24 protein-coding genes are annotated in these 24409 nt (G+C 37.7%); 7 read left to right on the forward strand and 17 right to left on the reverse strand.

The genetic code is table 11. The annotated features are described in order from the left end of the window. Positions 1–5: 5 nt before the first annotated feature. The 13 genes from rnc to C7K43_RS07685 all read right to left on the reverse strand — a co-directional run bounded on the left by rnc (position 6) and on the right by C7K43_RS07685 (position 14501). Positions 6–701 (reverse strand): ribonuclease III, encoded by a 696-nt coding sequence (gene rnc, locus C7K43_RS07615; RefSeq protein WP_124006328.1) that lies wholly within the window; start codon positions 699–701, stop codon positions 6–8. Positions 702–939: 238 nt separating this feature from the next. Continuing rightward, positions 940–2706: an oligopeptide ABC transporter substrate-binding protein gene (locus tag C7K43_RS07620; RefSeq protein WP_124006329.1), complete on the reverse strand. Its 1767-nt coding sequence runs from the start codon at positions 2704–2706 to the stop codon at positions 940–942. Positions 2707–2728: 22 nt separating this feature from the next. Continuing rightward, positions 2729–3652, reverse strand: coding sequence for an ABC transporter permease (locus C7K43_RS07625; protein ID WP_124006330.1), 924 nt, complete (start codon positions 3650–3652; stop codon positions 2729–2731). Positions 3653–3666: 14 nt separating this feature from the next. Further along, on the reverse strand, positions 3667–4623 hold the full coding sequence (gene opp4B, locus C7K43_RS07630) for an oligopeptide ABC transporter permease (RefSeq protein WP_124006331.1): 957 nt from the start codon (positions 4621–4623) through the stop codon (positions 3667–3669). Continuing rightward, entirely contained in the window at positions 4623–5567 is a 945-nt protein-coding gene (locus tag C7K43_RS07635) for an ABC transporter ATP-binding protein (protein ID WP_124006332.1), read from the reverse strand. The genes opp4B and C7K43_RS07635 overlap by 1 nt, the downstream gene beginning before the upstream one ends. Further along, a complete protein-coding gene (locus C7K43_RS07640; RefSeq protein WP_124006333.1) occupies positions 5568–6575 on the reverse strand; it encodes an ABC transporter ATP-binding protein in 1008 nt (335 codons plus the stop codon). Between the two features lie 411 nt (positions 6576–6986). Beyond that, complete coding sequence (gene acpP, locus C7K43_RS07645; protein ID WP_124006334.1) at positions 6987–7229, reverse strand: acyl carrier protein; 243 nt, start codon at positions 7227–7229, stop codon at positions 6987–6989. A 120-nt stretch (positions 7230–7349) separates the two neighbouring features. Beyond that, the gene (gene plsX, locus C7K43_RS07650) at positions 7350–8354 is read right to left on the reverse strand and encodes a phosphate acyltransferase PlsX (protein ID WP_124006335.1); all 1005 of its coding nucleotides are present in this window, start codon (positions 8352–8354) and stop codon (positions 7350–7352) included. A gap of 54 nt (positions 8355–8408) precedes the next feature. Next, positions 8409–10439: an ATP-dependent DNA helicase RecG gene (recG, locus tag C7K43_RS07655; protein WP_124007258.1), complete on the reverse strand. Its 2031-nt coding sequence runs from the start codon at positions 10437–10439 to the stop codon at positions 8409–8411. Positions 10440–10547: 108 nt separating this feature from the next. Further along, entirely contained in the window at positions 10548–10904 is a 357-nt protein-coding gene (locus C7K43_RS07660; protein ID WP_124007220.1) for a group II intron maturase-specific domain-containing protein, read from the reverse strand. Between the two features lie 53 nt (positions 10905–10957). Continuing rightward, on the reverse strand, positions 10958–11818 hold the full coding sequence (gene ltrA / locus C7K43_RS07665) for a group II intron reverse transcriptase/maturase (RefSeq protein WP_124005095.1): 861 nt from the start codon (positions 11816–11818) through the stop codon (positions 10958–10960). Positions 11819–12406: 588 nt separating this feature from the next. Then, positions 12407–14086 carry a DAK2 domain-containing protein gene (locus tag C7K43_RS07680; protein WP_124006336.1) on the reverse strand — a complete coding sequence of 560 codons (1680 nt, stop codon included), beginning with the start codon at positions 14084–14086 and terminating at the stop codon, positions 12407–12409. A gap of 52 nt (positions 14087–14138) precedes the next feature. Further along, positions 14139–14501: an Asp23/Gls24 family envelope stress response protein gene (locus C7K43_RS07685; RefSeq protein ID WP_014125594.1), complete on the reverse strand. Its 363-nt coding sequence runs from the start codon at positions 14499–14501 to the stop codon at positions 14139–14141. A 361-nt stretch (positions 14502–14862) separates the two neighbouring features. Here C7K43_RS07685 and rpmB point away from each other — a divergent pair, with 361 nt between their 5' ends. From rpmB to C7K43_RS07700, 5 genes are all read left to right on the forward strand, one after another. Beyond that, complete coding sequence (gene rpmB / locus C7K43_RS07690; RefSeq protein ID WP_124006337.1) at positions 14863–15051, forward strand: 50S ribosomal protein L28; 189 nt, start codon at positions 14863–14865, stop codon at positions 15049–15051. A 319-nt stretch (positions 15052–15370) separates the two neighbouring features. Further along, the gene (locus C7K43_RS13200) at positions 15371–15523 is read left to right on the forward strand and encodes a hypothetical protein (RefSeq protein ID WP_157977739.1); all 153 of its coding nucleotides are present in this window, start codon (positions 15371–15373) and stop codon (positions 15521–15523) included. Between the two features lie 343 nt (positions 15524–15866). Beyond that, positions 15867–16274 carry an SLC13 family permease gene (locus C7K43_RS13790; RefSeq protein ID WP_202583475.1) on the forward strand — a complete coding sequence of 136 codons (408 nt, stop codon included), beginning with the start codon at positions 15867–15869 and terminating at the stop codon, positions 16272–16274. Continuing rightward, positions 16274–17128, forward strand: a complete 855-nt coding sequence (locus tag C7K43_RS07695; protein ID WP_233441800.1) for an SLC13 family permease — start codon at positions 16274–16276, stop codon at positions 17126–17128. Before C7K43_RS13790 ends, C7K43_RS07695 begins: the two co-directional genes overlap by 1 nt. 370 nt (positions 17129–17498) lie before the next feature. Beyond that, positions 17499–19034 (forward strand): AbgT family transporter, encoded by a 1536-nt coding sequence (locus C7K43_RS07700; RefSeq protein ID WP_124006338.1) that lies wholly within the window; start codon positions 17499–17501, stop codon positions 19032–19034. Positions 19035–19174: 140 nt separating this feature from the next. On the opposite strand, the gene C7K43_RS07705 is transcribed toward C7K43_RS07700, so the two are convergent. From C7K43_RS07705 to C7K43_RS07715, 3 genes are all read right to left on the reverse strand, one after another. Further along, positions 19175–19594, reverse strand: a complete 420-nt coding sequence (locus tag C7K43_RS07705) for a hypothetical protein (RefSeq protein WP_124006339.1) — start codon at positions 19592–19594, stop codon at positions 19175–19177. Positions 19595–19886: 292 nt separating this feature from the next. Continuing rightward, positions 19887–20876 carry a hypothetical protein gene (locus C7K43_RS07710; protein WP_124006340.1) on the reverse strand — a complete coding sequence of 330 codons (990 nt, stop codon included), beginning with the start codon at positions 20874–20876 and terminating at the stop codon, positions 19887–19889. A gap of 38 nt (positions 20877–20914) precedes the next feature. Further along, entirely contained in the window at positions 20915–21352 is a 438-nt protein-coding gene (locus tag C7K43_RS07715) for a VOC family protein (RefSeq protein WP_124006341.1), read from the reverse strand. 622 nt (positions 21353–21974) lie between these two features. On the opposite strand from C7K43_RS07715, the gene C7K43_RS07720 reads away from it, so the two are divergent. Both C7K43_RS07720 and C7K43_RS07725 read left to right on the forward strand, forming a co-directional pair. Further along, the gene (locus tag C7K43_RS07720) at positions 21975–22880 is read left to right on the forward strand and encodes a DUF368 domain-containing protein (RefSeq protein WP_202583477.1); all 906 of its coding nucleotides are present in this window, start codon (positions 21975–21977) and stop codon (positions 22878–22880) included. 413 nt (positions 22881–23293) lie between these two features. Next, positions 23294–23824 carry a hypothetical protein gene (locus tag C7K43_RS07725; protein ID WP_124006343.1) on the forward strand — a complete coding sequence of 177 codons (531 nt, stop codon included), beginning with the start codon at positions 23294–23296 and terminating at the stop codon, positions 23822–23824. A gap of 81 nt (positions 23825–23905) precedes the next feature. Here C7K43_RS07725 and C7K43_RS07730 read toward each other — a convergent pair whose 3' ends face one another. Beyond that, positions 23906–24313, reverse strand: a complete 408-nt coding sequence (locus tag C7K43_RS07730) for a GIY-YIG nuclease family protein (protein ID WP_186810711.1) — start codon at positions 24311–24313, stop codon at positions 23906–23908. Between the last annotated feature and the right edge of the window lie 96 nt (positions 24314–24409).

Consider the following 24409-nt stretch of genomic DNA (forward strand, 5'->3'; position numbering starts at 1 on the left):
GTTCCTCACTTACTTTCAAGATCGGCTAATGCGTTAGCTGCCGCATCTTGTTCTGCTATTTTTTTTGATTTACCGTGCCCTTTACCGACTAATTCATCATCACAATAAACTTCGGTCCAAAAAAGGCGTGCATGAGCAGGGCCTTCTTCTTTAACTAAACGATAATCAATGATGCGATCGCCAGAGCGCTGCAAAAATTCTTGCAGTTTTGTTTTATAATCCATCTCATGTGAAAAAGCACCCGATACAACTTTTGGATAAATGACTTGTGTTAAGAATTCTTCGACTTTTTCTAAACCTTGATCCAGATACAATGCCCCTAAAAAGGATTCAAACAAATCACATAGTAAAGCTACTCGTTCACGTCCGCCCGAGTGCTCTTCGCCTTTACCTAAGGCAATGTAGCGATCAAAATGACACTCTTTAGCAAATGCCGCTAAGCTGTCTTCTCTAACAATCGCTGCTCGTAATTTCGTTAAGGTTCCTTCTGGTACATCTGGATATTGGCAATATAAAAATCTCGATACTAATAATTCTAAGACCGCATCGCCCAAGAATTCTAAACGTTCATTATCTGATAATTGTAGTTGACGGTGCTCATTCACATAAGATGAATGGGTAAATGCCTGCTCTAACAAGCTGACATCATGGAACACGATATTGAAGTTCTCTTTTAATTTTTTTAAAAACTGACTGTCCATTGATTCCATTCCTTTTCTTTTTTTGACCTTCTTACATTATACTGATTTTTACCAAAGAATGAAATAATTGTGCGATAAGAAAGCAAAAAACTTTGCGGAAACTTATGTCTTTTGCAACTACTGCCACAATTGTATCCCTAACAGTTCGACAAAAATAAAAATCATTTGCTAAATTTAGCCGTGATACTTGTAAAAAAAGAAGACAACCTCAACAGTTGTCTTCTTATAAAAACTTATATTAACGATCCTCTGAAGTTACACTAACTGATGCCCAACGGCTATGATCAATATCGTATGACCAATCAAAATCTTTTACCCGGTTAGAAACTGGCAATACTTCTTCACGGAACAACGTTGGAACAATGTAAGCTTCATCTGCTACGTATTCTTGCCAATCGTATAGGTTTTCAATTTGAGTATCTTGATCCAATGAGGCTTCTGAATCAATCGCATTTAACAGTTCAGTATTTTCATCGGATTCAAACCGAGTATAGTTAAATGGCTCAGCAGGGCCGAATAATCCGCTAGGTGAAGGGTCCGAACTAACGCCCCAAGCAGCGTCATACACATCAATGTCTGGGTCATCATTTTCTAATTTATCATAGAACGCTTGGAAGTCAATCAAACGGCCGGTAGTTAATTCTACATTCAAACCGATTTCTTCCCATTGTTGTATATTATAATCTGCCAATGGTTGCGCCGTTTCACCACCGGACATCACAGCATAATTAATCGTTAATTCTTCACCGTCTGGGTCTTCCCGGATTCCATCTCCATCGACATCTTCATAACCAGCATCATCCAATAATTCACTTGCTTTATCTATATCGTAATCAATACCTTCTAAATCATCATCATGAAAGTTTTCAAATAATGGAATAATAGGTGAGTTCGCATCGGTACGCAACCCATGATAATATTTTTCTCCAATGGCATCACTATCAATCGCATATCCCATTGCTTGACGTAGGGATTTATCTGCCATTTTAGCGTCTGGGTCATATTGCACTCTGCCTTCATCCTCGTCCCATTCACCTAGCTTAAAGCCTAAGTAATTATAGCCTAGTTCGTCTCTACCTAACATTTGATAGTCTTCCGCGTCTTCATACGAGGAGTAATTATCTGTTGGCATTTTTAAGAACAGATCGTATTCTTTAGAGTTTAAAGATTCTACAGCTGAGTCAGTAGGTTGGACAGTAAAAGTGAGTTTATCTAGCTTTGGTGCTTCACCATAATAGTACTCGTTAGGTTCGTATTCAACCGATTCACCTGCTACGATATTGGTCATTTGATAAGGGCCAAAAGAAAGTGGGTGCTTTCTCACTTGATCACTAGACTCCATCTCATCCACTGGTATGTCTTCTAAATCGTGTTTAGGCAAAGCACTCGACCATACCGATTCGCTTAATTGTAGTAAACCTGGGTGGACTTCTTTGTATTCAATAGTTACTGTTTTATCATCGACTTTTTCGATACCAGAAATCTCATCGGCATCACCTGCGTGATATTCATCCATACCGACAATGTTGGTAAAGTCCTCCCCATAGCGAACACCTGTATAATCAGGATCACCAATGACTTCATGAGTGAAAATATAATCGTCTGCTGTGACATCTTCGCCATCTGACCATGTCAAATCTTCATTTAAAGTGACTGTCCCTGTTTTATTCTCTTCATCAAGCTCATAATTAGCGGCTCCACCGTCTACCATTCTCATATCTTCATCCATTAAAAACAATTCTTCATGGGATGGTTCCATAAAGTCATTATCATAACTATCTTGGTAAAATTCTCTTTGGAATAACCCTTGGAATTGTGTATCCATTACTACAGCAACGTTTAAAGAACCACCATCGATTGCTTCGTCATCATTATCTGTTTGAATCGCCAAATCGACTCCTTCTCCATCGGCGGAATCATTATTGTTGTCCCCGTTACCTCCCCCACAAGCTGCCAATACAAATGCTGATAAAAGTGTAACTACACCTAAAAACTGTTTCTTCATCCAATTTCCTCCTTATCTTTTTTTAACCTAAACGTTGGCGCGCATCCGCTGAACGCTTAAACGCTTGACCCACATAATTTATACTTAACATCAAAACCAAAATAAGAATTGACGCTGGTACCCAAATCCATTGTTTCGTTGAAAGTACATCACCATTACTAGCATAACCAATTAAGGTTCCCAAACTAGGCACATTAGTTGGTAAACCAAAACCTAAGAAAGTTAGGGTAGTTTCAATACCAATATTGGCTGCGAAATTCATCGTCAAATTCGTAATAATTAATGAACTTAAGTTGGGCATAATCTCACGAAACATAATCTTAAATCCATTTGTTCCCATCGTTTTTGAAGCATTGACGTAATCCCGACGTGATTCTGATAAAGCCTTACTACGAAATAGTCGCGCTTTAGCCACCCAATAAAAACCACTCATGACAGCAACAAACGACCAAACATTATAGCGTGGGATAATTGATACAAAAACAATAATGATTAACATCACTGGTAAAATCATGACAAAATCAACAACACGCATCAATACATTATCAATAATTCCGCCGTAATAACCTGAAAGCAGGCCTAATGCCACACCAATAATTGAGGTAATAATCGTAATTGAAAAACCGATCAAAATGGAATTACGCGCGCCTATGATCAATTGGCCTAAAACGTCACGCCCTCCTTCATCTGCACCAAGCAGATAGGTTGACCCTTCCATTGAAACGGTACCTGGAGGAGCGTACTTGTCTAAAATACTGACATGCATAATTTGATCTTGATTAATAAAAAATGTCCCAATAAACACAGAGAGCAGGGTAATAACCAAAATAATTAACGAAAAAATGGCAATTTTATCTTTAAGAAATTCCCGCGTAACCATTTTAAGGCCCATAGGCGGAGCACTTTCTTCTATTGGGAGCTGTTCTTGTTCTCTTTCTTCAGCCATCTTTCTCCTCCTTTCTATTCAATTCGAATTCGCGGATCAACAATACTCATGACAATGTCTGAAATCAAGGTCCCAATCAAGGTTGCCAGTCCTAAAATCAAGGTTAATGAAGTAATCACCGCATAATCGCGTTGAACGATACTATCAATAAACAGCTTTCCTACACCTGGATAGGAAAAAATTTGTTCTATAACGACCGAGCCGGCAATCAATTCCGTAATTTCATATCCTAATTGCGAAGCAACTGGTAAAAAGGCATTCCGAAAGATGTGGCGAGAAAACACTTTATTCGTGGGTACCCCTTTGGAACGAGCCGTACGAACAAAATCCAACGATTTCGCATCAATGATTTCACTACGTAAGTACTGGATGGTTACTGACGTGCCCAATAAGGCTTGCGTAATAGCTGGTAAAATCAAGTGATACACTCGATTCCAAAAGGCATCCATTCCGGATAACCCACCATCAATCGAGCCTCCAGTAGGAAACCAACCTAAGCGATAGCCAAAGGCAAAGAGCATGATTAGAGCAAAGATAAAAATCGGTACAGCAAAACTAAAGAAGTTATATACTACAACCGTTTTATCTAAGAAAGAATCTTGAAAACGCCCTGCTAATATTCCTAATGGAATAGCAATCAGATAAGTCAAAACAATAGTTAACGCAGAAAGATAGAGCGTATTAGTAATCCGACCTGCTAAAAGATTGGCTACAGGCATTCTATAAAGGAAACTATCGCCAAAGTCCCCTTGTAATGCATTTCCAATCCAGCGGAAATATTGTTGATACCAAGGATCATTTAAGCCAGCTGCTTCCCGCATCCGTGCAATTTCTGCGGGATCTTGGTTAGGATTAATTAAGCCGGTAAATGGATCGCCAGGCATAGCCTGGGCAATCAAGAAAATTAGAACACTTAAAATAATAACTTGCGGAATCATCAAAAGAATCCGGCGTAATATTGTCTTCCACATTATTTAGCACCCCCATCTTTTTCTGCGACTTGATGTGTTGGGGTGATTTTTTGCAAATCGTAGACACGACCCGTTTCATCATAATAATCTTTTTGATGTGCCCGATATTCTCTTTCCACTTCCAGCCGCTGTTTTTTATGCTCATCGCGATGTCTGACATCGATTTTAGGGATCGCCGACAATAACCGTTTTGTATAAATATGGCGAGGATCATTATAAATATCTTCTCTACTGCCAATTTCAACAAAACGACCTTTATGCATGATCGCAATATTATCGCACATATGCTTAACCACACCTAAATCATGTGAAATAAATAAATAGCTTAAGCCATACTCCTCTTGAATCCGTTTCATGAAATTTAACACTTGTGCTTGCACCGAAAGATCCAAAGCCGAAACTGGTTCGTCAGCTACGATCAACTTAGGGTTGGTTGCAACTGCCCGTGCTACGCCTAAACGTTGTCGCTGTCCTCCAGAAAATTCATGCGGATATTTATATAATGCATCTTCAGGCATACCTACAATATCGAGTAATTCTTTTACTCGCTTTTTCTCTTCTTGCACACTTAATTTTTCAAAGTTGCGTAGAGGTTCGGCAATAATATCTAATACACGTTTTTTGGGATTCAAACTAGACATTGAATCTTGGAAAATCATTTGCACATCACGATTATAATTTATTTTTCTACGAATCGAAGGGTTTGTGATATCTTGATCCTCATAATAAATCGCACCATCGGTTACTTTTTCTAAGCCTACAATCGCTTTACCGGTAGTTGACTTGCCAGAACCAGACTCGCCTACAAGCCCATATGTTTTCCCTTTTTCTATCATAAAATCAACACCATCCACCGCATAGACATGATCGGTAACACGGTTAAAAAAACCGCTGCGAATAGGATAGTGAATTTTCAGATTTTTTATCGTAAGTATTTCTGACATTTACACATCTCCTTGTTCGTCTCTAAAATGAAAATATTTATAACAGCTACAACGAACAAAATGATCAGGCGCTACCTCATGTAGCGTAGGATGCTCTTCGTGTGCCTCCTCCGGTATCCAAGGAATCCGAGGAGCAAAACGACAACCTGTCCGTTTCATATTTTTTAAAGAAGGAACCACTCCTTCAATAACATGTAGTTCATTGTCTTGATCGTCTTCTTGTGGAATGGAATCCAGTAAAGAGCGGGTATAAGGATGCTTAGGGTTTTCAAACAGCTCAGCCGCTTCGGCATACTCCACAAATTCGCCGCCATACATCACAGCTACACGATCAGCCATTTCAGCTACAACGCCTAAGTCATGGGTAATTAAAATAATACCTGAACCAGTTTCTTCTTGTAAGCTCTTTAATAAGTCCAATATTTGTGCTTGAATGGTTACATCTAAAGCTGTCGTAGGTTCGTCAGCAATGATAATCGGTGGTTTACAAGCAATAGCAATTGCGATAATTACTCGTTGACGCATCCCACCTGATAACTCGTGGGGGTATTGACGTCCTACACGGGCAGGCTTGGGGATGCCTACTTGTTCCAATAATTCTAAAGCACGGGCTTGTTTTTGTTCATCGGTTAATTTTGTGTGATAAGACAAATTTTCTTTGATTTGATCTTCGACACGCATCAAGGGATTTAATGCTGATAAAGGATCTTGGAAAATCATCCCAATATCGTTTCCCCGGATTTTATTATAAAGCGACTCATTTAAGTTCGCTAAATTTAAGTCATTGTATAAAATTTCGCCAGTGATCGATGTATTTAATGGATCATGAAGTCCCATAATCGTTGTGGCTAATGTGCTTTTCCCACAGCCAGATTCACCAACAATGGCTAAAATTTCATTACTTTTCAATGAAAAAGATACATCATCTACAGCATCATAAAAATTATCTTTAATACGAAAAGCCGTGTGCAGATTTTGAACTTCTAATAGTTGTTCCTCATTGGACAAATATTATTCCCCCTTAAGTTAAAAAACAAAGCATCTATAAAAATCCGAATTTTCTTTCATTTCTTATTCTTTTTTAATATTTCTAATAATTATATAGAATGACTTGCGTTTTTTCAAGGGGTTCATGCTCCTTTTTTTAATTTCCTACTTAAAAGCCGGGTAAAAGAGAATGAGAATATGAACAAAGGAAACTAGCGTAATTAAACACAGTTAGGAATATGTTAAATATATTGGAAAGAATAGAATAATAAATCAGATAAGATTTAGGTCATCGAATAGACGAGAACAAGGACTGAAAAAGCAGTGGGCTGTTGTAGAAATATTGCAGTGACATTTTAAAATAGCCTATTATCTTTAGTTTATTCCTATAAAAAAATCGACCCTGATAGAAAGGGTCGATTGCTTATCTTATTAATTTAAATGAGAATCAATATAGTCAACTGCCGCACCAACTGTTTGGATTTTTTCAGCATCTTCATCGGAAATTTCTGTACCAAAAGCTTCTTCTAATTCTAACACAAATTCCATAACACTAATCGAATCAGCATTTAAATCATCTTTAATGCTCATTGATTCTTTTACTTGATCGGCCGCTACTTCAAAGTGATTGGCGATCACTTCAGCTACCTTATTAAATATTTCTTCACGCGTCAAATGTATTCACCTCCACGCCTTTAGCATAGCAAGAAATAGCTACCCAATATTTTACGATTTTTTACTTACTTTGTCTAGGCTTTTTTTCATTTTTGTAACAAAGGTTGCATTTTTATTACATTATTTTGCCTCTTCGTTCGTTTCAAATTGTTTGATTAACTTGCTTACTACCTCTGTTTCAAGCATAGTATGGATCTGCTTAATCGTGGCCGCTACTGCATCTGGTTTAGTGGCTCCATGCGTTTTAACGACAGGAGATTTCACGCCAAATAAAACCGCGCCGCCATATTCAGAGTAGTCCATTTCATTTTTCAAATCACTGAGAGCATTTTTCAGTAATAGTGCACCCAATTTCCCCTTCATTCCCTCATCGAGGATCGATTTTTTCAATAGTTTTGTGATATTTAGTGCGGTTCCTTCGATTGATTTTAAGACAGCATTCCCTGTAAAACCATCAGTCACAACAACATCTGCCACTCCATTTAAAATATCCCGAGATTCAATATTACCTACAAAGTTAATGCTAGATTCATTTGACAAAAGTTCGAAGGCTTTTTTCGTCACTTCACTGCCTTTTGATTCCTCAGTCCCATTATTTAATAAGCCTACTCGCGGGTTTTCTACTTTTCGAACATTTGCTGCATAAAAAGAGCCTAAAACTCCGTATTTTAGTAAATGCTCTGCTTTATTTTCAGCGTTCGCGCCTAAGTCAAGCATGTCAAATCCTCTATTTTCTCCAATGATAGGCAATGTTGACATTAAGCCAGGACGTTCGATCCCTTTGATACGGCCAACAATAAATAAGCCGGCAGCTAAAAGCGCCCCTGTGTTGCCCGCTGAAAAGCAGGCATCCGCTTCACCTTTTTTAACTGCTTGTGCCGCTAAAACCATTGAAGCTTGTTTTTTACGTCGAATAGCTCGTACTGGTTCATCTTCACTCGTTACTTTTTCATCTGTATGGATAATTGTAATGTTTTTTTCATCAGTTACATATTTTTTAATTTCTGCTTCTTTTCCGTATAACTGAAATTCGATCTCCGGAAAATCTTTTTTCGCCAACATTACACCCGAAACAATCGCTTCTGGTGCATTGTCGCCGCCCATGGCATCTACTGCAATTTTCACTTTATTCGCTCACCTTTCCTTAAAAACTCACCTTTTTTAGTATAGCATAAACGCTCAATCAAAAAACTGGTTTTCTTTATCTGTTTCTTTTAAATAAGAAAACAGCCCCGCATATTCAGGTAACAACTGCCAATCTTTTTTTTGCCATAAATTTTGCGCTTCATCTTTAGCTACTTCTAAAACATTGGCATCAGCTACAATATCAGCCGCTACAAATTCTGGCAAGCCTGATTGTTTAAAACCAAATACTTCGCCCGGACCGCGCAATTCCAAATCCTTTTGACTGACAATAAAGCCATTATTTGTTTCGGTCATAATCTTCATTCGCTCTTTGCCTAGCTCATTTTTAGGATTTGCTACTAAAATGCAGTAAGAAGCTTCTTGTCCTCTGCCAACTCGTCCCCGTAATTGATGCAACTGTGCCAGACCGAAGCGATCAGCATCCATAATAAGCAGCGTTGTTGCATTAGGTACATCAACCCCTACTTCAATCACGGTAGTTGAAACCAGCACTTGGATTTCATTTTCTTTAAAGCCTTCCATAATCGCTTCTTTTTCTTCGCTTTTCATCTTACCATGGAGCAAGCCTACAACAAATTCCGGGGCAAAATAATTTTTTAATTCTTCATACAATTCTACAGCATTTTGGACATCTAGCGTTTCGGATTCTTCGATCAATGGACAAATCACATACATCTGTCGCCCATTTTGCAATTCCAATTGCGCATTTTTTAAAGCATCAGAAAGCTGACCACGCTTGATCCAGCGTGTTTCAACCGGAATTCTACCAGCGGGCATTTCATCAATGATCGAAACATCCATTTCGCCATAGGCAGTAATAGCCAAAGTACGCGGAATCGGCGTTGCTGTCATAAATAACACATCGGGTTGGAACCCTTTTTCCCGTAGTCCACGCCGCTGGTTCACGCCAAAACGATGTTGTTCATCAGTAATAACTAAGCCCAGATTGGAGAAATCAACGCCCTCTTGTATCAAAGAATGCGTTCCAACCACTACATCAATTTCTCCTTGTTGCAATTGCTCAATAATTTGCTGACGCTCTTTAGATTTGGTTGAACTAGTTAAAAGAGCGGTATGTACTTCCAAAGGATCAAATAGTTGCTGCAAACTTCCTAAATGCTGCTGGGCTAAAATTTCGGTTGGCACCATTAAAGCGCCTTGAAAACCCGCTGTTACAGCCGCGTATAAAGCAATAGCCGCAACTACTGTTTTCCCGCTACCCACATCGCCTTGTAATAAACGCTGCATGTGTTTCGGTTGCAAAAAATCACGACAAATTTCATTGGTTACACGTTTTTGCGCACCGGTCAGCTTAAAAGGAAGCTTTTGCGTAAATTCTTTGACACGCTCTACGTCATAGGAAATTACAATCCCATGTTTCTCTGATTTTTCTTCTTTTTTTAATCCTTGGATTTTCATTTGAAATAAGAAAAATTCTTCAAACACTACCCGTCGTTTCGCTTGATGATGTTGGTCGGGATCTTGTGGAAAGTGCATCGCATACATCGCATCTTTTCTACCCATTAAGCGATATTTTTCCATTAGGGATAAAGGCAAATTTTCTTCAATCTGATCCCCAAAACGAGCAAATGCTTTTCTAATCAAATCAACCAACGTTTGCTGTCGCACCGCTTTACTCACATGATAAATGGGTGCAAAGTCACCTTCTTGCTTGGCGCCTAGTATCTTCATCCCCGTTAAGGCTTTGCGCTTAGCATCCCATTTGCCATAGATAGCAATATCTTCAGAAACCACAACTTTATCTTTTAAATAAGGTTGATTAAAAAAAGAGACACTAAAAACATCGCGATCTTGCATCATGCGAAATTGCAAACGGGACTTCTTATAACCAAAGCGATTAACAACTGGTGGTGAGACCACGATTCCTTTAATCGTTACTTTTTCTTGATCATTAATTTCTGCTAAGTTTCTTTCTTTAATATCATCGTAACGAAATGGATAGTAGCTCAACAAGTTCTCGATCGTCACAATTCCCAAATCAGCCAACGCTTGTGCACGCTTTTCTCCCACTCCAGCAAGTTTTGTAATTGATTCTTGTAGCATTTTTTCACCAACTTTCAAATCGAGTAGGAGATGAATGATTATTTCATTCATCGTCCTCTCACACCACCGTACGTACGGTTCCGTATACGGCGGTTCAATAATTTAAGCTTATTTCTCAAGGATTTCATTGAAATCCTTGAGTTTCCATTGTTTGAATTTTTCTTTCGTAAAGATTCGGTGGAGTAGTTTAGACTCGGAAATACGCCAATACGATTTTCGACTATTTGCATAAGTCATGGCTTCTCTGTGAGAAGCCCCTCTTGCTTTCAGTTGTCGATATTTTGTTGACACTTTCTTCCATCTTTTCCAAATAAGGGCGCGCAATCTTCTACGTAAGTGGGTCATTTGTTTCGCTAAGAAAGCCTTTAGTTCCCCTTTCTTATAATAGTTAATCCAACCTTGCGTATATTGATTGATCGATGAGATAATTTCGTCTAGGCTTCCCGATCTTTTCCGATTGGTCAGTTTCTTTAACTGTCTCTTGAACTTTTGTTTGGCCGACGCTGTGGGCCGGCTCTTTACTTTCCCTTATCTTTCCTCAGACGGAATCCGAGGTATTCCAATTGATGCGCCTTTACAATTTGGCTCTTCTCTTGGTTTACCGTGAGTCGTAACTTTCCTTCCAGGAACTGGGTGACACTTTCTTGAACCCTTTGGGCGGCTCGTTCACTTTGTACTAGCACGATAAAATCGTCGGCGTAGCGGATAAAACGATGCCCTCTCTTTTCGAGTTCCTTATCTAGTTGGTCAAGATAGACGTTGGCTAAAAGTGGAGATAAGGGGCTGCCCTGTTGGGCTCCTTGAGGTGTAGAACGGATAATTTCCCCGTCTAGTACGCCCGCATTGAGAAAATTCCAGATTAATTGAAGGATTTCTTTATCAGCGATATACCATTGCATACGATGCATTAGTTTCTGATGATTGATGGTGTCGAAATAACTTTTTAAGTCACAATCCACGACCACATTGTAGCCTTCTTCATAATATTTTCCTGCTTGATCGATTGCCTGTTGGCAATTCTTTCCAGGTCTAAATCCATAACTGTTTTTAGAAAAGGTCGGGTCGATCAAAGGGGTAATGACTTGTAAAATCATCTGTTGTACCACGCGGTCTCGTACGACAGGAATACTCAACTTTCGTTTCTTGCCGTCTTTCTTATCAATCTCTACCCGTTTGGTGGGCTGAGGACGATAAGTCCCTTCTTTCAGTTTTTGAACAAAAGGTTGTCGGTATTTGTTTAGATGTTCCTTGATTTCAAATACGGTCATCTCATCGATGCCTGGTGCTCCTTTGTTCTTCTTTACTTTCTCGATGGCTCGATCAATATTCATCGAACTTACGAGTTCGTCCATTAATGGATAGCCACTTTGGTTCTTCATTTGATTGTCGTGCTCCCTTACGCGCTCCTCATTTCCTCTTTTGCTTCCAGCTTATCCCTCCATGAGTGAGCTACCTCTCGGTCTTTACCACGGTATTGGCTGCGGTCCTGGTGAGCACATCCACCTCCTTGTTTACTTCAAAGTTATTATTGTTCAGTCCTTCGTATCGTAAGATACTACTATGACCTCGGCTGACTTCTATCGATTCGTTGTTACTACGATTGATTGCATTCGCTCGATAGACCTCCTCGGGTAAGGCGCGATCACCTTCCACTCATCTCACTGCTTCATTTACTGGATAGGATTCGGGCAGTATCGGACTTTGCTTTGTTTTGCAAGCTCATCCGTCCCAATCCAGCCTTCTTATGAAGTTCCTGTTCGTCAGTGCGAGTGTTTGCCTCCAGCTTCCTTCAGATTCCACCTCGCGATGGACACCCTTGCTTTTGGCTAACAGTTCCTACTGCCAAGCCTGTAGTGGACTTTCACCACCAAGTTATCGCCCATGCCGAGCGCACAAAAAGCTTGGTACAAACCATAGTTTGACCAAGCTTTCTAACTTTTCAACGTGTTTTGCAAAAAGAACTTTTTCTATTCAGCTGAGAAAATATACGGATAAACGGGTTGATCTCCCACATGGATTTCAACTTCCAATTCATTATCAATGGACAAAACAGTCTCTTCTAACTGTTTGGCATCTTTTTGCGAACCATCTTTTCCAATAATGATTGTAATAATTTCTGTGTCGTCAGTAATCATTTGTTTTAACGTTTCTTTGGAGGACGCTAAAATATCAGTATTTGAGACGACGATTTTTCCATTAACCATGCCTAAAAAGTCGCCTTTTTTAATGTTAATTCCTTCAATACTTGAATCACGAATAGCATGGGTAATTGACCCGGAAACCACTGTATCAAGCATTTGTGTCATCGCTTCTTTGTTTTCACTTAAAGATTGGCGTTCATTAAAAGCTAGCATAGCTGTCATACCTTGAGATATTGTCGTAGAAGGGACTACTTCAACAGGTACTTCGGCTACCTCAGCTGCTTGGTTAGCGGCCATAAAAATATTTTTATTATTAGGTAAAATAATGACTTGATTGGCGTTAACTTCATCAATAGCTTTGATGATATCTTCGGTGCTTGGGTTCATCGTTTGACCACCCGAAATCACATATTTTGCACCTAAGCTTTCAAATAACTGCTTTACGCCACCACCAGCAGCAACCGTAATAATCGCATAGTCACACCGAGGCTGCTTTTGAGTCTTCGCTTCATTTTCTTCATTATTTAAAATCGTTTCATGTTGTAAACGCATATTGTCTACTTTAATTTTGACTAATGAACCAAATTTCTGTCCATAATTCATGACTTCGCCTGGATATTCCGTATGTACATGGACCTTGATAATTTCATCATCATTGACAACTAGTAAGGAATCTCCTAATTCATTTAAATAATTACGAAAAGTATCGTAATCAAATTCACTTTCTACAGTCGGGCCTTCTCCAATTTCCACCATAATTTCGGTACAATACCCGTATTTAATTTCGTCTGTTGATAGCTGACTTTGTACACTGCGATGATGCTCTGCATTCACTAATTCATCCATCGCACCTGGTGAAACAAAATAATCTTGTTCCTCAGGTTCATATTCTCCATTTAAAGCACTTAAAAAACCTTCATAAATGAACAATAAGCCTTGTCCGCCACTATCGACAACGCCTACTTCCTTTAAGACTGGCAATAGATCTGGTGTCTTATCTAATGCTCGTTTCCCGCCTTTTACAATAGCTGCCATCACTTCTGCACAATCGTCAGAGGTTGCTGCTTTTTTTTCACCATAATCAGCTGCGACACGCGCTACTGTCAAGATAGTCCCTTCAACTGGTTTCATCACCGCTTTATAAGCAGTCTCGACACCGTGCTTAAAAGCTTGGGCCAAGTTGTCAGCTGATAAAACTTCAAGATCCGCAATACTCTTGCTGAAACCACGAAATAATTGGGACAAAATAACGCCTGAGTTTCCTCTAGCTCCCATTAACAGTCCTTTTGAAAGGCAGTCAGCTAATTCTCCTATTTTTTCTGAAGTCGAGTCAGAAACTCCTTTAGCACCGCTAGACATTGATAAGTTCATATTCGTTCCAGTATCTCCGTCTGGCACTGGAAATACGTTTAACGAATTAACAAATTCTGCATTTGATTGAAGACGATTCGCGCCCGCTTGGACCATTTCTTGAAATTGGCTTGCGCTAATATCCGTTACTTTCACTGATAATCCTCCTTAAGTTACAATCGCTGAACATTCAGCTAGTTGTCTGCCTTTAATCAGGCAATACACGAACACCCTGAACAAACACATTCACTGAATTAGCAACAACGCCAAGCATTGTTTCAAGGTTATATTTTACTTTTTCCTGTACATTACGTGAAACTTCCGAAATTTTAGTACCATAGCTTACGATCGTATAGACATCAACGGCAATCCCATTTTCTTCTTGCCGTACCACTACACCTCGTGCATAGTTTTCTTTCCGTAAGATTTCATTAATATTATCTTTGAGTTGATTTTTACTAGCCATCCCTACGATGCCAAAAACATCAGTTGCCGCTCCACCGACAACTGTTGCAATTACTTCATTAGTGATTTCAATTGTTCCTATTGATGTATTTATTTTTACAGCCATGATAAGCCTCCTTAGCAAACAAACTGCCCATTTTCTACTATAGTATTTTAACATAGCCCTTCTTTAAATAAAAGAAGATGACACTATCTAGCCCCTGGCTGTTGGTGAAATGCAGGGTATTTCTTAGCAATTCAATTGTAAGTTTTTCAGCAAAACAACAGTATATTCAATTGTTTGCCTCATTTTACGTGGCCGTTCCTTTCATAAAAACGTTATAGCCTTGTCTAATTTACAATGTTCCAATAAAAAAGTCAATGTAAGACAGAAATTTAGCTTGCAAATAAGTCAAATTTATGCTAAATTCAACTAGTATGAGCGAAAAACCAGCGCTCCTAGATCAAGGCAAAGGAGGAAACAACACATGTCAAAAGTATGTTATTATACAGGTCGCAAAACAAGAAGCGGCAACAATCGTTCACATGCGCTGAACGCTACTAAACGTACTGTAAAGCCTAACTTGCAAAAAGTTCGTATATTAGTAAATGGCAAACCTAAAAAAGTTTGGGTATCAGCTCGTGCTTTGAAATCTGGACAAGTTGAGCGCGTATAATTTTTAAAAGTTCCTAGAGGGGATAAACATTGAAAACTCATTGTTTATCCCCTCTTTAATTTTGCATAAATAAGTTTAGCAATGAACCTCCTCTGCTTTTTGTATCGAAATAGCAAGACAACTCCTCAGACATTGAACAATTCTAAGGTCTCTTCTTTCTCATTTTCTTTTACCCTACCACTCAAGGTCTATGAAAATCCTGTGCTTTAAAAGAAGTTTACTACACAGGATTGAAATATGTGATAGACTTTGGTTAAGTAAGGTTACAATTTAATCACCACTTTCATCGAAAAAAACAGAGAGGAAGGTAGATATAAACATGAAAATTAAAATCATTGGAAGCGATACAGACAATGAAAGACTTACTAAGTCAGTGAATGAATTCTTAGATGGTAATATTGAAGTAGTGGATATAAAATTTAGTAATAGTATGAATGGCTTGGCTGTTTTGATTATGTATAACGAACGCTGATTAATCAATTATTTTTTAAAAGAGCGCTTTAGTATAAAAGAAGACTTCCAAATAACTGGAGGTTTCTTTTGCAATACAAAGTGCTCTTTTTTTTAATGTTTAAAAAAGGGATTCTTTATAAGAGAAATACAGAGCCACAACAGAGGTATATTCTTACTTGAGTTTTTAACTGGCTTTCTCTCTTTTTTCTTGATAGTAAAGAGGAAACTATTTTTCTAAAACTCCTAAACCATAGGCTTAAAACAAAATAGATACACCCAACACAAAAGCGTGTACAGCACATACGAAGTCTGGTAAGATTAAGCCTAATTTCTTGTAACACTATGAAAGGAGTGGTTGTTTAATGAATATGGGTATAATTGCATTGCTTGCACTGGTTTTAATTATTATGATTGGGTTTGTAAAAAAACTCAACATTGGGCTTTTAGCAATAGCAACAGCTGTTGTGATTGGCTATGCATCTGGCCAATTTTCAACGGAACAAATATTAGAAGGTTTCGACGCTTCGTTATTTATCACATTGCTAGGTGTGACATTTTTATTTGGAATCATCAATGATAATGGTTGTCTAGATGTATTAATCAACAATATTATCAGCAGCTTCGGCAAAAGAATTTGGTTTATTCCGATTCTTGTATTTATTATTGGATGGTTGATTGCTGCATTAGCAGGAGCCGTCGCTGCGCTCGTCTTTACTGTTTCAATGTCTATCCCCTTGCGCGTAATTCAGGATATAACCCTGCGCTCCTGATGATTATTGGTGTTGCAGGAGCACAATCAGGGCGTTTTACATCAATTACACCCGATGGCAATGTAGTCGCTACAATTATGTCTGAGCAAGGCGTAGAGGAAATTCTGACCCCATTAACCTCAAATGTAACCATTGGCATGATCATTTTATCTATTGCTGCCTTTATTTATTTCAAAGGATATAAGACACAAAAGTCCAAGGTAGCCGATAATATGATTGAAAAAGAGCGCTTGACTAAAAACCATTGGATCGCCTTAGCAGGAGTACTGCTTTTTATCTTCTGTGTCATTGCATTAGGCTTAGATGCAGGGCTCGTCGCTATTTCTATAGCAATGCTCTTGCTTATATCAGGGATTTCAGACGAAAAAGAAGCGTTCCAAAACATCCCTTGGAATACTATTTTGATGGTAACAGGTGTAGGTCTATTAATGAATATTGTCAAAGAAACCGGTGGCATTGATATTTTAGTGGGAACGATCGGGGACTTTTCCAATTATGCCACCATTATGGGTATGAGCTCCTTTGTTGGTGGATTTATGTCCTGGTTTTCATCTACTTTGGGAGTGGTCATTCCTACATTAGCGCCAACGGTAAGCGATCTGGCCGAGGTTATTGGAAATAATACAAATGAAACCGGATTGTTAAGTACCATGATTGTTGGCTCCAGCTCTGCCGCATTCAGCCCTGCTTCTAGTGCGGGTGGTTTGATTTTATCAACTATAATTGGGGACCGACAATTCGGAGAAAAATTCAATTCCAATAAATTGTTTGTAACGCTTTTTGGTTTCTCAATTGTGATGCCTCTGTTGAATTCTGTTCTGGCCATTACGGGGATCTTTAATTTATTTAATTAATAACAGATCAACTGTTAACTTAAAAATATACAATACTATTTGACTGTAGTAGCCCTATTTTACAGTTCTTAAAGGAAGACAAATGTTGGTATGTCAACATTTGTCTTCCTTTTTTAATTTTGTTTAGATAAACTGAAAGTTGCTTTGTGAAATAACTTCATAACAGTTTTTCATTCCCTATAAAGTCATCTATGAAAGCAAAGTTATAACGTTTGTACGAATTTTATAACTTCACTTTTCATTAGAATTTTATTAGAAAGTCAAAACTTTCTTTGAAAACTATTTGTTTTCTATTCTGACAGCTAGTAAACTCATTGGTGTACTTATATTTTCATAGTATTGTGTATTATATTGCAAGGAGGGAACTCGAATGAATGAGATAGAAAACCAGAAAAATAAGGGTTTTTTTGGTTGGATAGAACGAGTGGGTAACAAATTACCTGATCCGGTCGTTTTATTCATGATTTTAGCCGCAATTGTTATTGGAGTATCAGGGATTGCAGGTGCAACAGGTTTAAGTGTAGAATACTTTGATGCTGAAGCAGGAGAAAACCTTACAGTAGAAGCTATTTCACTATTATCAGCTGAAGGTCTTAACCATATATTCAATTCAGCCGTTGATAACTTCACAGGATTCGCACCTTTAGGTACAGTACTTGTGACCATGTTGGGTGTGGGAATTGCAGAATGGACCGGTCTTATTGAATCAACACTAAAACGCTTATTATCCAACGTACCGGCTTTCTTGCTTTCAGCAGCTGTCGTATTTGCAGGTATTATCTCAAATATTGCTTCAGATGTCGGCTATGTTGTTATTATTCCATTGGGCGCGTTGATCTTTGCTGGGGCTGGTCGTCATCCTCTTGCAGGTTTAGCTGCTGCTTTTGCCGGCGTATCCGGGGGATTTTCCGCTAATTTGCTTGTTGGACCAACAGATGCTTTACTTGTTGATATTGCAAATGCAGCCCTTACTTCAGCAGGGATCGAATATAATATTACCATCACAGCAAACTGGTATTTCATGATCGTTTCAACAATTGTACTTACTGTTGTCGGAGCTTTAATAACTGATAAATTTGTTGAACCAAGACTAGGTGAATACCACGGTGACTACCGTCCAGACTTTGAAACACTAACTAAAGACGAATTAAAAGGATTACGTAATGCTTTAATCGTGTTAGTTATTTACGCTATCATTATGGCTGTTTTGATGTTTCCACAAGGAGCTTTATTTAGAAGTTACGATGAAGCTATAGGCGCAGAGTCGATTAATGACTTTCTTGCCACTGGTTTACTTTTAGCAATTTTCTTGTTATTTGCGTTACCTGGACTAGCTTATGGTATAACCGTTGGCAAAATCAAAAGTTCTTCTGATTTTGTAAAAGGTATGACAGAAGCTATGAGTTCCATGGGCAATTATATAGTGTTAGCCTTCTTTGCTGCACAATTGATTGATTATTTCAATTACACAAATCTAGGAACAATTTTGGCTGTATCTGGTGCTGATTTACTGGAATCCGTTAATTTAACCGGGCTTCCATTAATTCTAGGTTTCATAGGAGTTTCGGGATTTATCAATCTATTTATTGGCTCTGCTTCAGCAAAATGGGCAATTCTAGCGCCTATCTTTACGCCAATGCTTTATAATTTGAATATTGCACCTGAAATGACATTAGTTGCCTATAGAATCGCTGATTCTTCAACAAACGTCATTTCTCCATTACTAAATTATTTCCCTATGATTTTAATATTTGCCCAACGTTATGATAAAAAAGCTGGAATTGGTACATTAGTATCTACTATGTTAGCTTATTCCATGGCATTCTTAGTTACTTGGACAATTCTACTAATTATCTGGTTCCTACTTGGACTTTCATTAGGACCTGGAGCAAGTATAACTTTATAAGTAAGCAATTTTCTCTTATAAAACACACCAAAAAGAGTACTTCCGTTTCTATCGCTAAACACAGGATAGATGGAAGTACTTTTTGCTTTGCTAAAATAAAACTGTGTCTTTTCTCTCTATTCAATTAATACAACTGTCTTTTAGAGGTGTTTAGTCATTATTGGATGATCGAGACATGTCTTCAAGTTTTCACTTTGCCAGCTCATTCCAACTATTTTCTTGTTGCACTTTACTTTAAATTTTCTATCTTCAGTATAGAAAGTGAACACATCTACCAGGATTCCTTCTTTAAAGGTTATTTTGAAAATATCCTCGTACAAAATGGTCATTGCTTTTTCTTTAAAATCGCCCGACAAAGTCAGTAAAATCAATGTTAGCTGGTTTTCTCCAAAGATAATAACGAATTGTTTCATTGTTAGTGCCCCCAGCCCTCCTAACAGAAATAAATTGAGATTGCTGGCGTCCATTCGTCCATAAAGAACATACTTTGAATCGATAAAATCTATATCATGTTCTTTCACATAAGCTATGATATTTTCGAGTTTTGTAGATTTATTCATGAAAGCCTCCAAGGTCGATTTTATTTTTAATACTAAAATCACTTTAGGTTTTCTCATTATATCACAAAGGTAAGACAACCAATTATCTATAAAGCAAAAAAACTAAAGCCTAAGTTTCTTTAATGAAGGATTGAAAATAACCAGCAAAGAACAGAAAGTTTGCATATAATCGAAATGGAAAAGTCGTTCATGTGTTATTCTCAGAAGTTTCTAGAGGGATCTAACCATTTTCACAGTATCTATGAAAAGTTGCTTTTTGCGGGGCCAACTTCTTTTATTTCTTTGACTGGTATCAATCAAATTTCGCCTTGAAATACTCATTTGTTCTCACCAAAAGAGGATGGCGTTTAAGAAACGAAAATAGGTGCTTGAGACCTCCCGTGGAAATCGAAGCGATAAAAGCTAAAGAACCCAGTTTTCCTCCAACGCCTTCGAATAACGAAAAAGAAAAGACAAATAAAAACGCTGTTAAAAAAGAGGCTATAATTATATCACTTTTATTTGTAAATAACTCTTTGGAAGTCATACCTGTGAATGTACCACAAAAAGCGGCAAAGACAATAACATGAGATGAATCAGAAGAAAAGAAAGCTACGAGTAGACCAATTAAAGCAGAAGCAGATACAACGTCAACTCTATTAATCATTGTATGAATCGTAAAAGTTGAAACACCAGCTAAAATCACCGTAAGAAAAACATAAATATACATTCTAAAACTTAATGGTTCCACAAAGTGAAAAGACTGATTAATAAATAATGACGTAGTATAGGTTCCGATAAATGCCAAAAAGCCTGCTTTGCCTCCCCATCCAGCAAAAATATGTGAAGAAATAACATATAACACGCCGGTAATGATTGAAGCAAACCCTATTGCAAATGGATTAGAATAAATTTGATCACAAACCATCCCGATAAAAGTGCCACAATAAATGGGTAAAGCGTAATTTTTTATTGTCCACGCTGCTATAAGCCCAATCAAGCTAGCAGCTAACACATCTCCCATGCCTACAATATGATTAAACGCAAACGTCAAGTAAGCTCCCCCGATAACGGCAACTACCGTTAGTAATTCTTTTTTTCTTATTGCAGGTTTATGATTAGAGTGATGTGTCTTTATCTTCTTTAACTCTTTTACAATATACAGCAATACTAGAATTCCTAATAGCAGCAAGCCGATCTTTATTACGTTAGGCATCTCTGCTTGAATTTCTGCTGATATAGATCGAATAATACCTAAAGAAAAAGCAGCATAGAACCCAAAGCTGATAAAAGTGAAAAGCATGTTAACCTCCTACTTATTTTTTTACAAAAGGGGGAAATTTATCCAATTTTCTCAGCCAACTCTAAAATAATCCCTTCCGGTCCACGAATATAGCATAATTTGTATATATCTTCGTAATTTTGTACCTGGCCGATCAGTTCTCCACCTCTTTTTTTCAATGGCGCAACAATTCCTTCAATGTCTTTAACAGCAAAAGCAATATGTCGAAGCCCCAGCGTATTTGGCAAGTTCTGCTGAATACCTTTGTCATCAGTTGGAAAATGGAATTTTACCAATTCTATCATCGCTTCCCCATCGGGAACTTCTAACATGACCACTGTTTCTTTGACATCATTAAGGTCAATGATTTGTTCCACCCATTTTCCTTTAACCTCTGTTTCTCCTAATTCTCTAAGACCAAGCTCAAGAAAAAAAGCTTTAACAAAAGGAAGGTCATTTACAATTACACCTACATGATCTATTCGTTGAACTTTCATACGTCTCTCTCCTACGTTTCTATGCTGCGAATTTCTTCTTAGTCGCTAACAACAAAAAGCTAACAAAAATTTCATAAAGCGAAGTGAGGGATTCAAACGAATTACTTTTAAATAAAAACTCAGCTTAAACGAATTTTACTTTTTGTATAATTTAAAAGTACTCTTACTTAGTTTAACATGTTCGGCGTTTCACTTGCAAGAGCTTACATAGGTTGGTATAAAAGTGAAAATTAACTCTTCATAGTTAAAAAGCAACCGACTAACTTTAAACATCAGCGCTATTGATGGGATATCAAACCATGTAGCTCCAATCTGCAAACATATTGTTGGACCATCAAACAACGTGCCTCCAATCGACAAATTATTGGTGGTAACTTTCTCGATGCGCCTCCAATAGTTATGAATAACTGTGGAATGTACGAAAAAACGACTCCTGTTACTATAAAGTCCAATAAATTTTGCACTTAGAATATCCAATTAACTGAAATAAAAATCCCGACTGAAATTTGGCTTCTTTTTTTACCGCAACTAATATATTAGTTACGATTTTATATCTTTAATTGCCACATACTTCGCTTTAAAGTAGAATGTATAAGTAATATATTTTATGGAGGTAACGAATTTGAATTATTTTTGGATGATCATTAAAGGAATGATGATGGGTATAGCAAATATCATCCCTGGTGTAAGCGGAGGGACTATGGCTGTTTCTTTAGGGATTTATGATGATATGATCTTCGCCATTACACATTTATTTAAAAAATGGAAAAAAAGTTTTAAAATACTACTTCCATTAGGAATTGGCTTAGTTGCTGGCGTCATCTTTTTTTCCTATGCAATTGAATTTTTATTAAGTCGGTATACACTACCAACAGCATTGGCTTTTGTAGGACTTATTCTTGGCGGGTTACCTATACTATTCCGTAAATTTCAAGCTTCAATGAAACAATATCAACTAAATTTGAACATATCTCATATTATTGTATTTCTTGCTTTTTTTGCAATAGTTGTTGGAATGTCTTTCATGCAAGAAACCGAAGCTGGTTTCACCTCGCTAGAAGTTAACTTTACAAATATTATTGTTCTATTTGTGATCGGGATTATCGCTTCTGCAACCATGGTGGTTCCTGGAATCAGCGGCTCCCTAGTTTTAATGATCCTTGGTTACTACTACGGCATTATTAATACTTTGACAAATTTCTTTGATGCTCTTCGTGTGTTAGATTGGGAAGCTCTAGTTTACAATACAAGCCTTCTCTTACCTTTTGGAATTGGCGTATTGTTAGGCATTTTCTTAATCAGTAAAATCATCGAGTACTTATTTATCCATCATCCTAGCTTAACTTACAGCGGTATTTTAGGTCTCGTCATTGCTTCGCCATTTGCCATTATTTATAATACCAATGCTTTAGCCGATTTATCTGGTTCAAATGCCCTTTCTTTTACAATAATTGGAATCGTATTACTGGTTATTTCTTTCTATTTGACTTACAAACTAGGAAAAACTGAAGAACCTACAACAAAATAAAGTCGTGCAAAAAGACGAGTAATCTCTAACAAGGGATTTACTCGTCTTTTTTATTTTAAAATAATATTTGAAATCATTATAACGCTAAATTTCATTTTTCTAGTGTCAAAAGAACTAAACATTGAAAGTAGAATAAGCGTAAATTTGAATGAATAAAGAACGGTTACCTTTATAACAGTTTTAGTAGAAAAAATCTCTTTACAGCGTAAGAAACAGCCTCTATCTTTCGCTTCTCAAGAGTCCCCACCTTATTAAAGTAGGCAGACTTGTATTGCTTATAGCAGTCGATTATACTTAAGATGAAGAAAGCCACTCGTCACATGCCGATCAACAACTAGAAAATTTACCACTCAAATGTAGAGACTTATTTTATCGTGTACGACTCACGTTGAAGAAAAACAGGAGGAGATTCGATGGAATATCTTAGAGATATTGCTACGTCCGTTGCTATCTATGGTTTTTTTGGCTTTGTTTGGTTTGGCTGGGCACTAGAAGGGCCTAAAGCGTCGTGGAAAAAATATCTAGGAATTGCTTGCGGCACTTCGCTTTTAGTAGGTTTATTAGGCGTTTATCTAGTTTTTAACTATCAAGATGAAGCAAGCGCTTTAATGGGAACAACACTGTCCACCTGGTACTATGCAATCGCACTTATCGAATTTTTGCTGGGCGGGATCGTTGCTTATATACTATACAAAAAGAAACTAGAGGACTATATCGCTCCCTGGATCTGTCTAATTGTGGGGATCCACTTTTCTCCTTTAGCTTTTATCTTTCAGGATCCTACCATGCACGTATTAACTCTCTTGTTTATCGTTACTTCCATTGTCACAGTTAAGCGCCTTAAAACAATTTCTTACAGAGCCAGTGCCATTACCGGGATTGGCGCCGGAAGCACCCTACTGTGTTTTGCATTATTTAACATTGTCCGGCTTTTACTTTCCTAACAAAAACCTTTTGCGCTTCTTCTCAGAAGATGCAAAAGGTTTTTTATCGTCAGAAGTTTAAGTAAATTTGCTAGCGCGTTTTTATTTTAGCGAACTTTCTTTTGCTGAATAAAATAAGTGAGATACACATTTACAGTCAGATGAACCAAAGCCTTGGGCTGGGATACTCCCGTTATTTCTCTTTTTTAAGCGATCAAAAAGCTGGCACTCTCCTTCTTTACCATCATAGGTTTGAACTTCTTGAATTTGTAAATAAGGACGCAAGTAATCCAGGTGCCATCGCTGCTTTTTATCCGCTTGAATGTGTCTATTTATCCTAGAATAAATATTCTTTTTCGCACTGCCCACGTAAACATAATAGCCCTTTTCAAAGGAAAAACTCCCTAGTTTACCGATTTGAACATTTTCCTTTTTTTCTGGCAAATATCCCTTTATCGCATAAAGCGTATGCGATTCTGGTATTGAAAATTCGAACTTTCTATCTTCCAAATGGTTCCACGTCCTTTTCTCATCTAAAATTTCTGTCCATAAGCCTTGGTAAGTCTGAGCAGACCAAACAGCCTCTATTTCAAATCTTATCCCGTA

Source organism: Tetragenococcus koreensis (genome assembly GCF_003795145.1).
GTDB classification, from domain to species: domain Bacteria; phylum Bacillota; class Bacilli; order Lactobacillales; family Enterococcaceae; genus Tetragenococcus; species Tetragenococcus koreensis.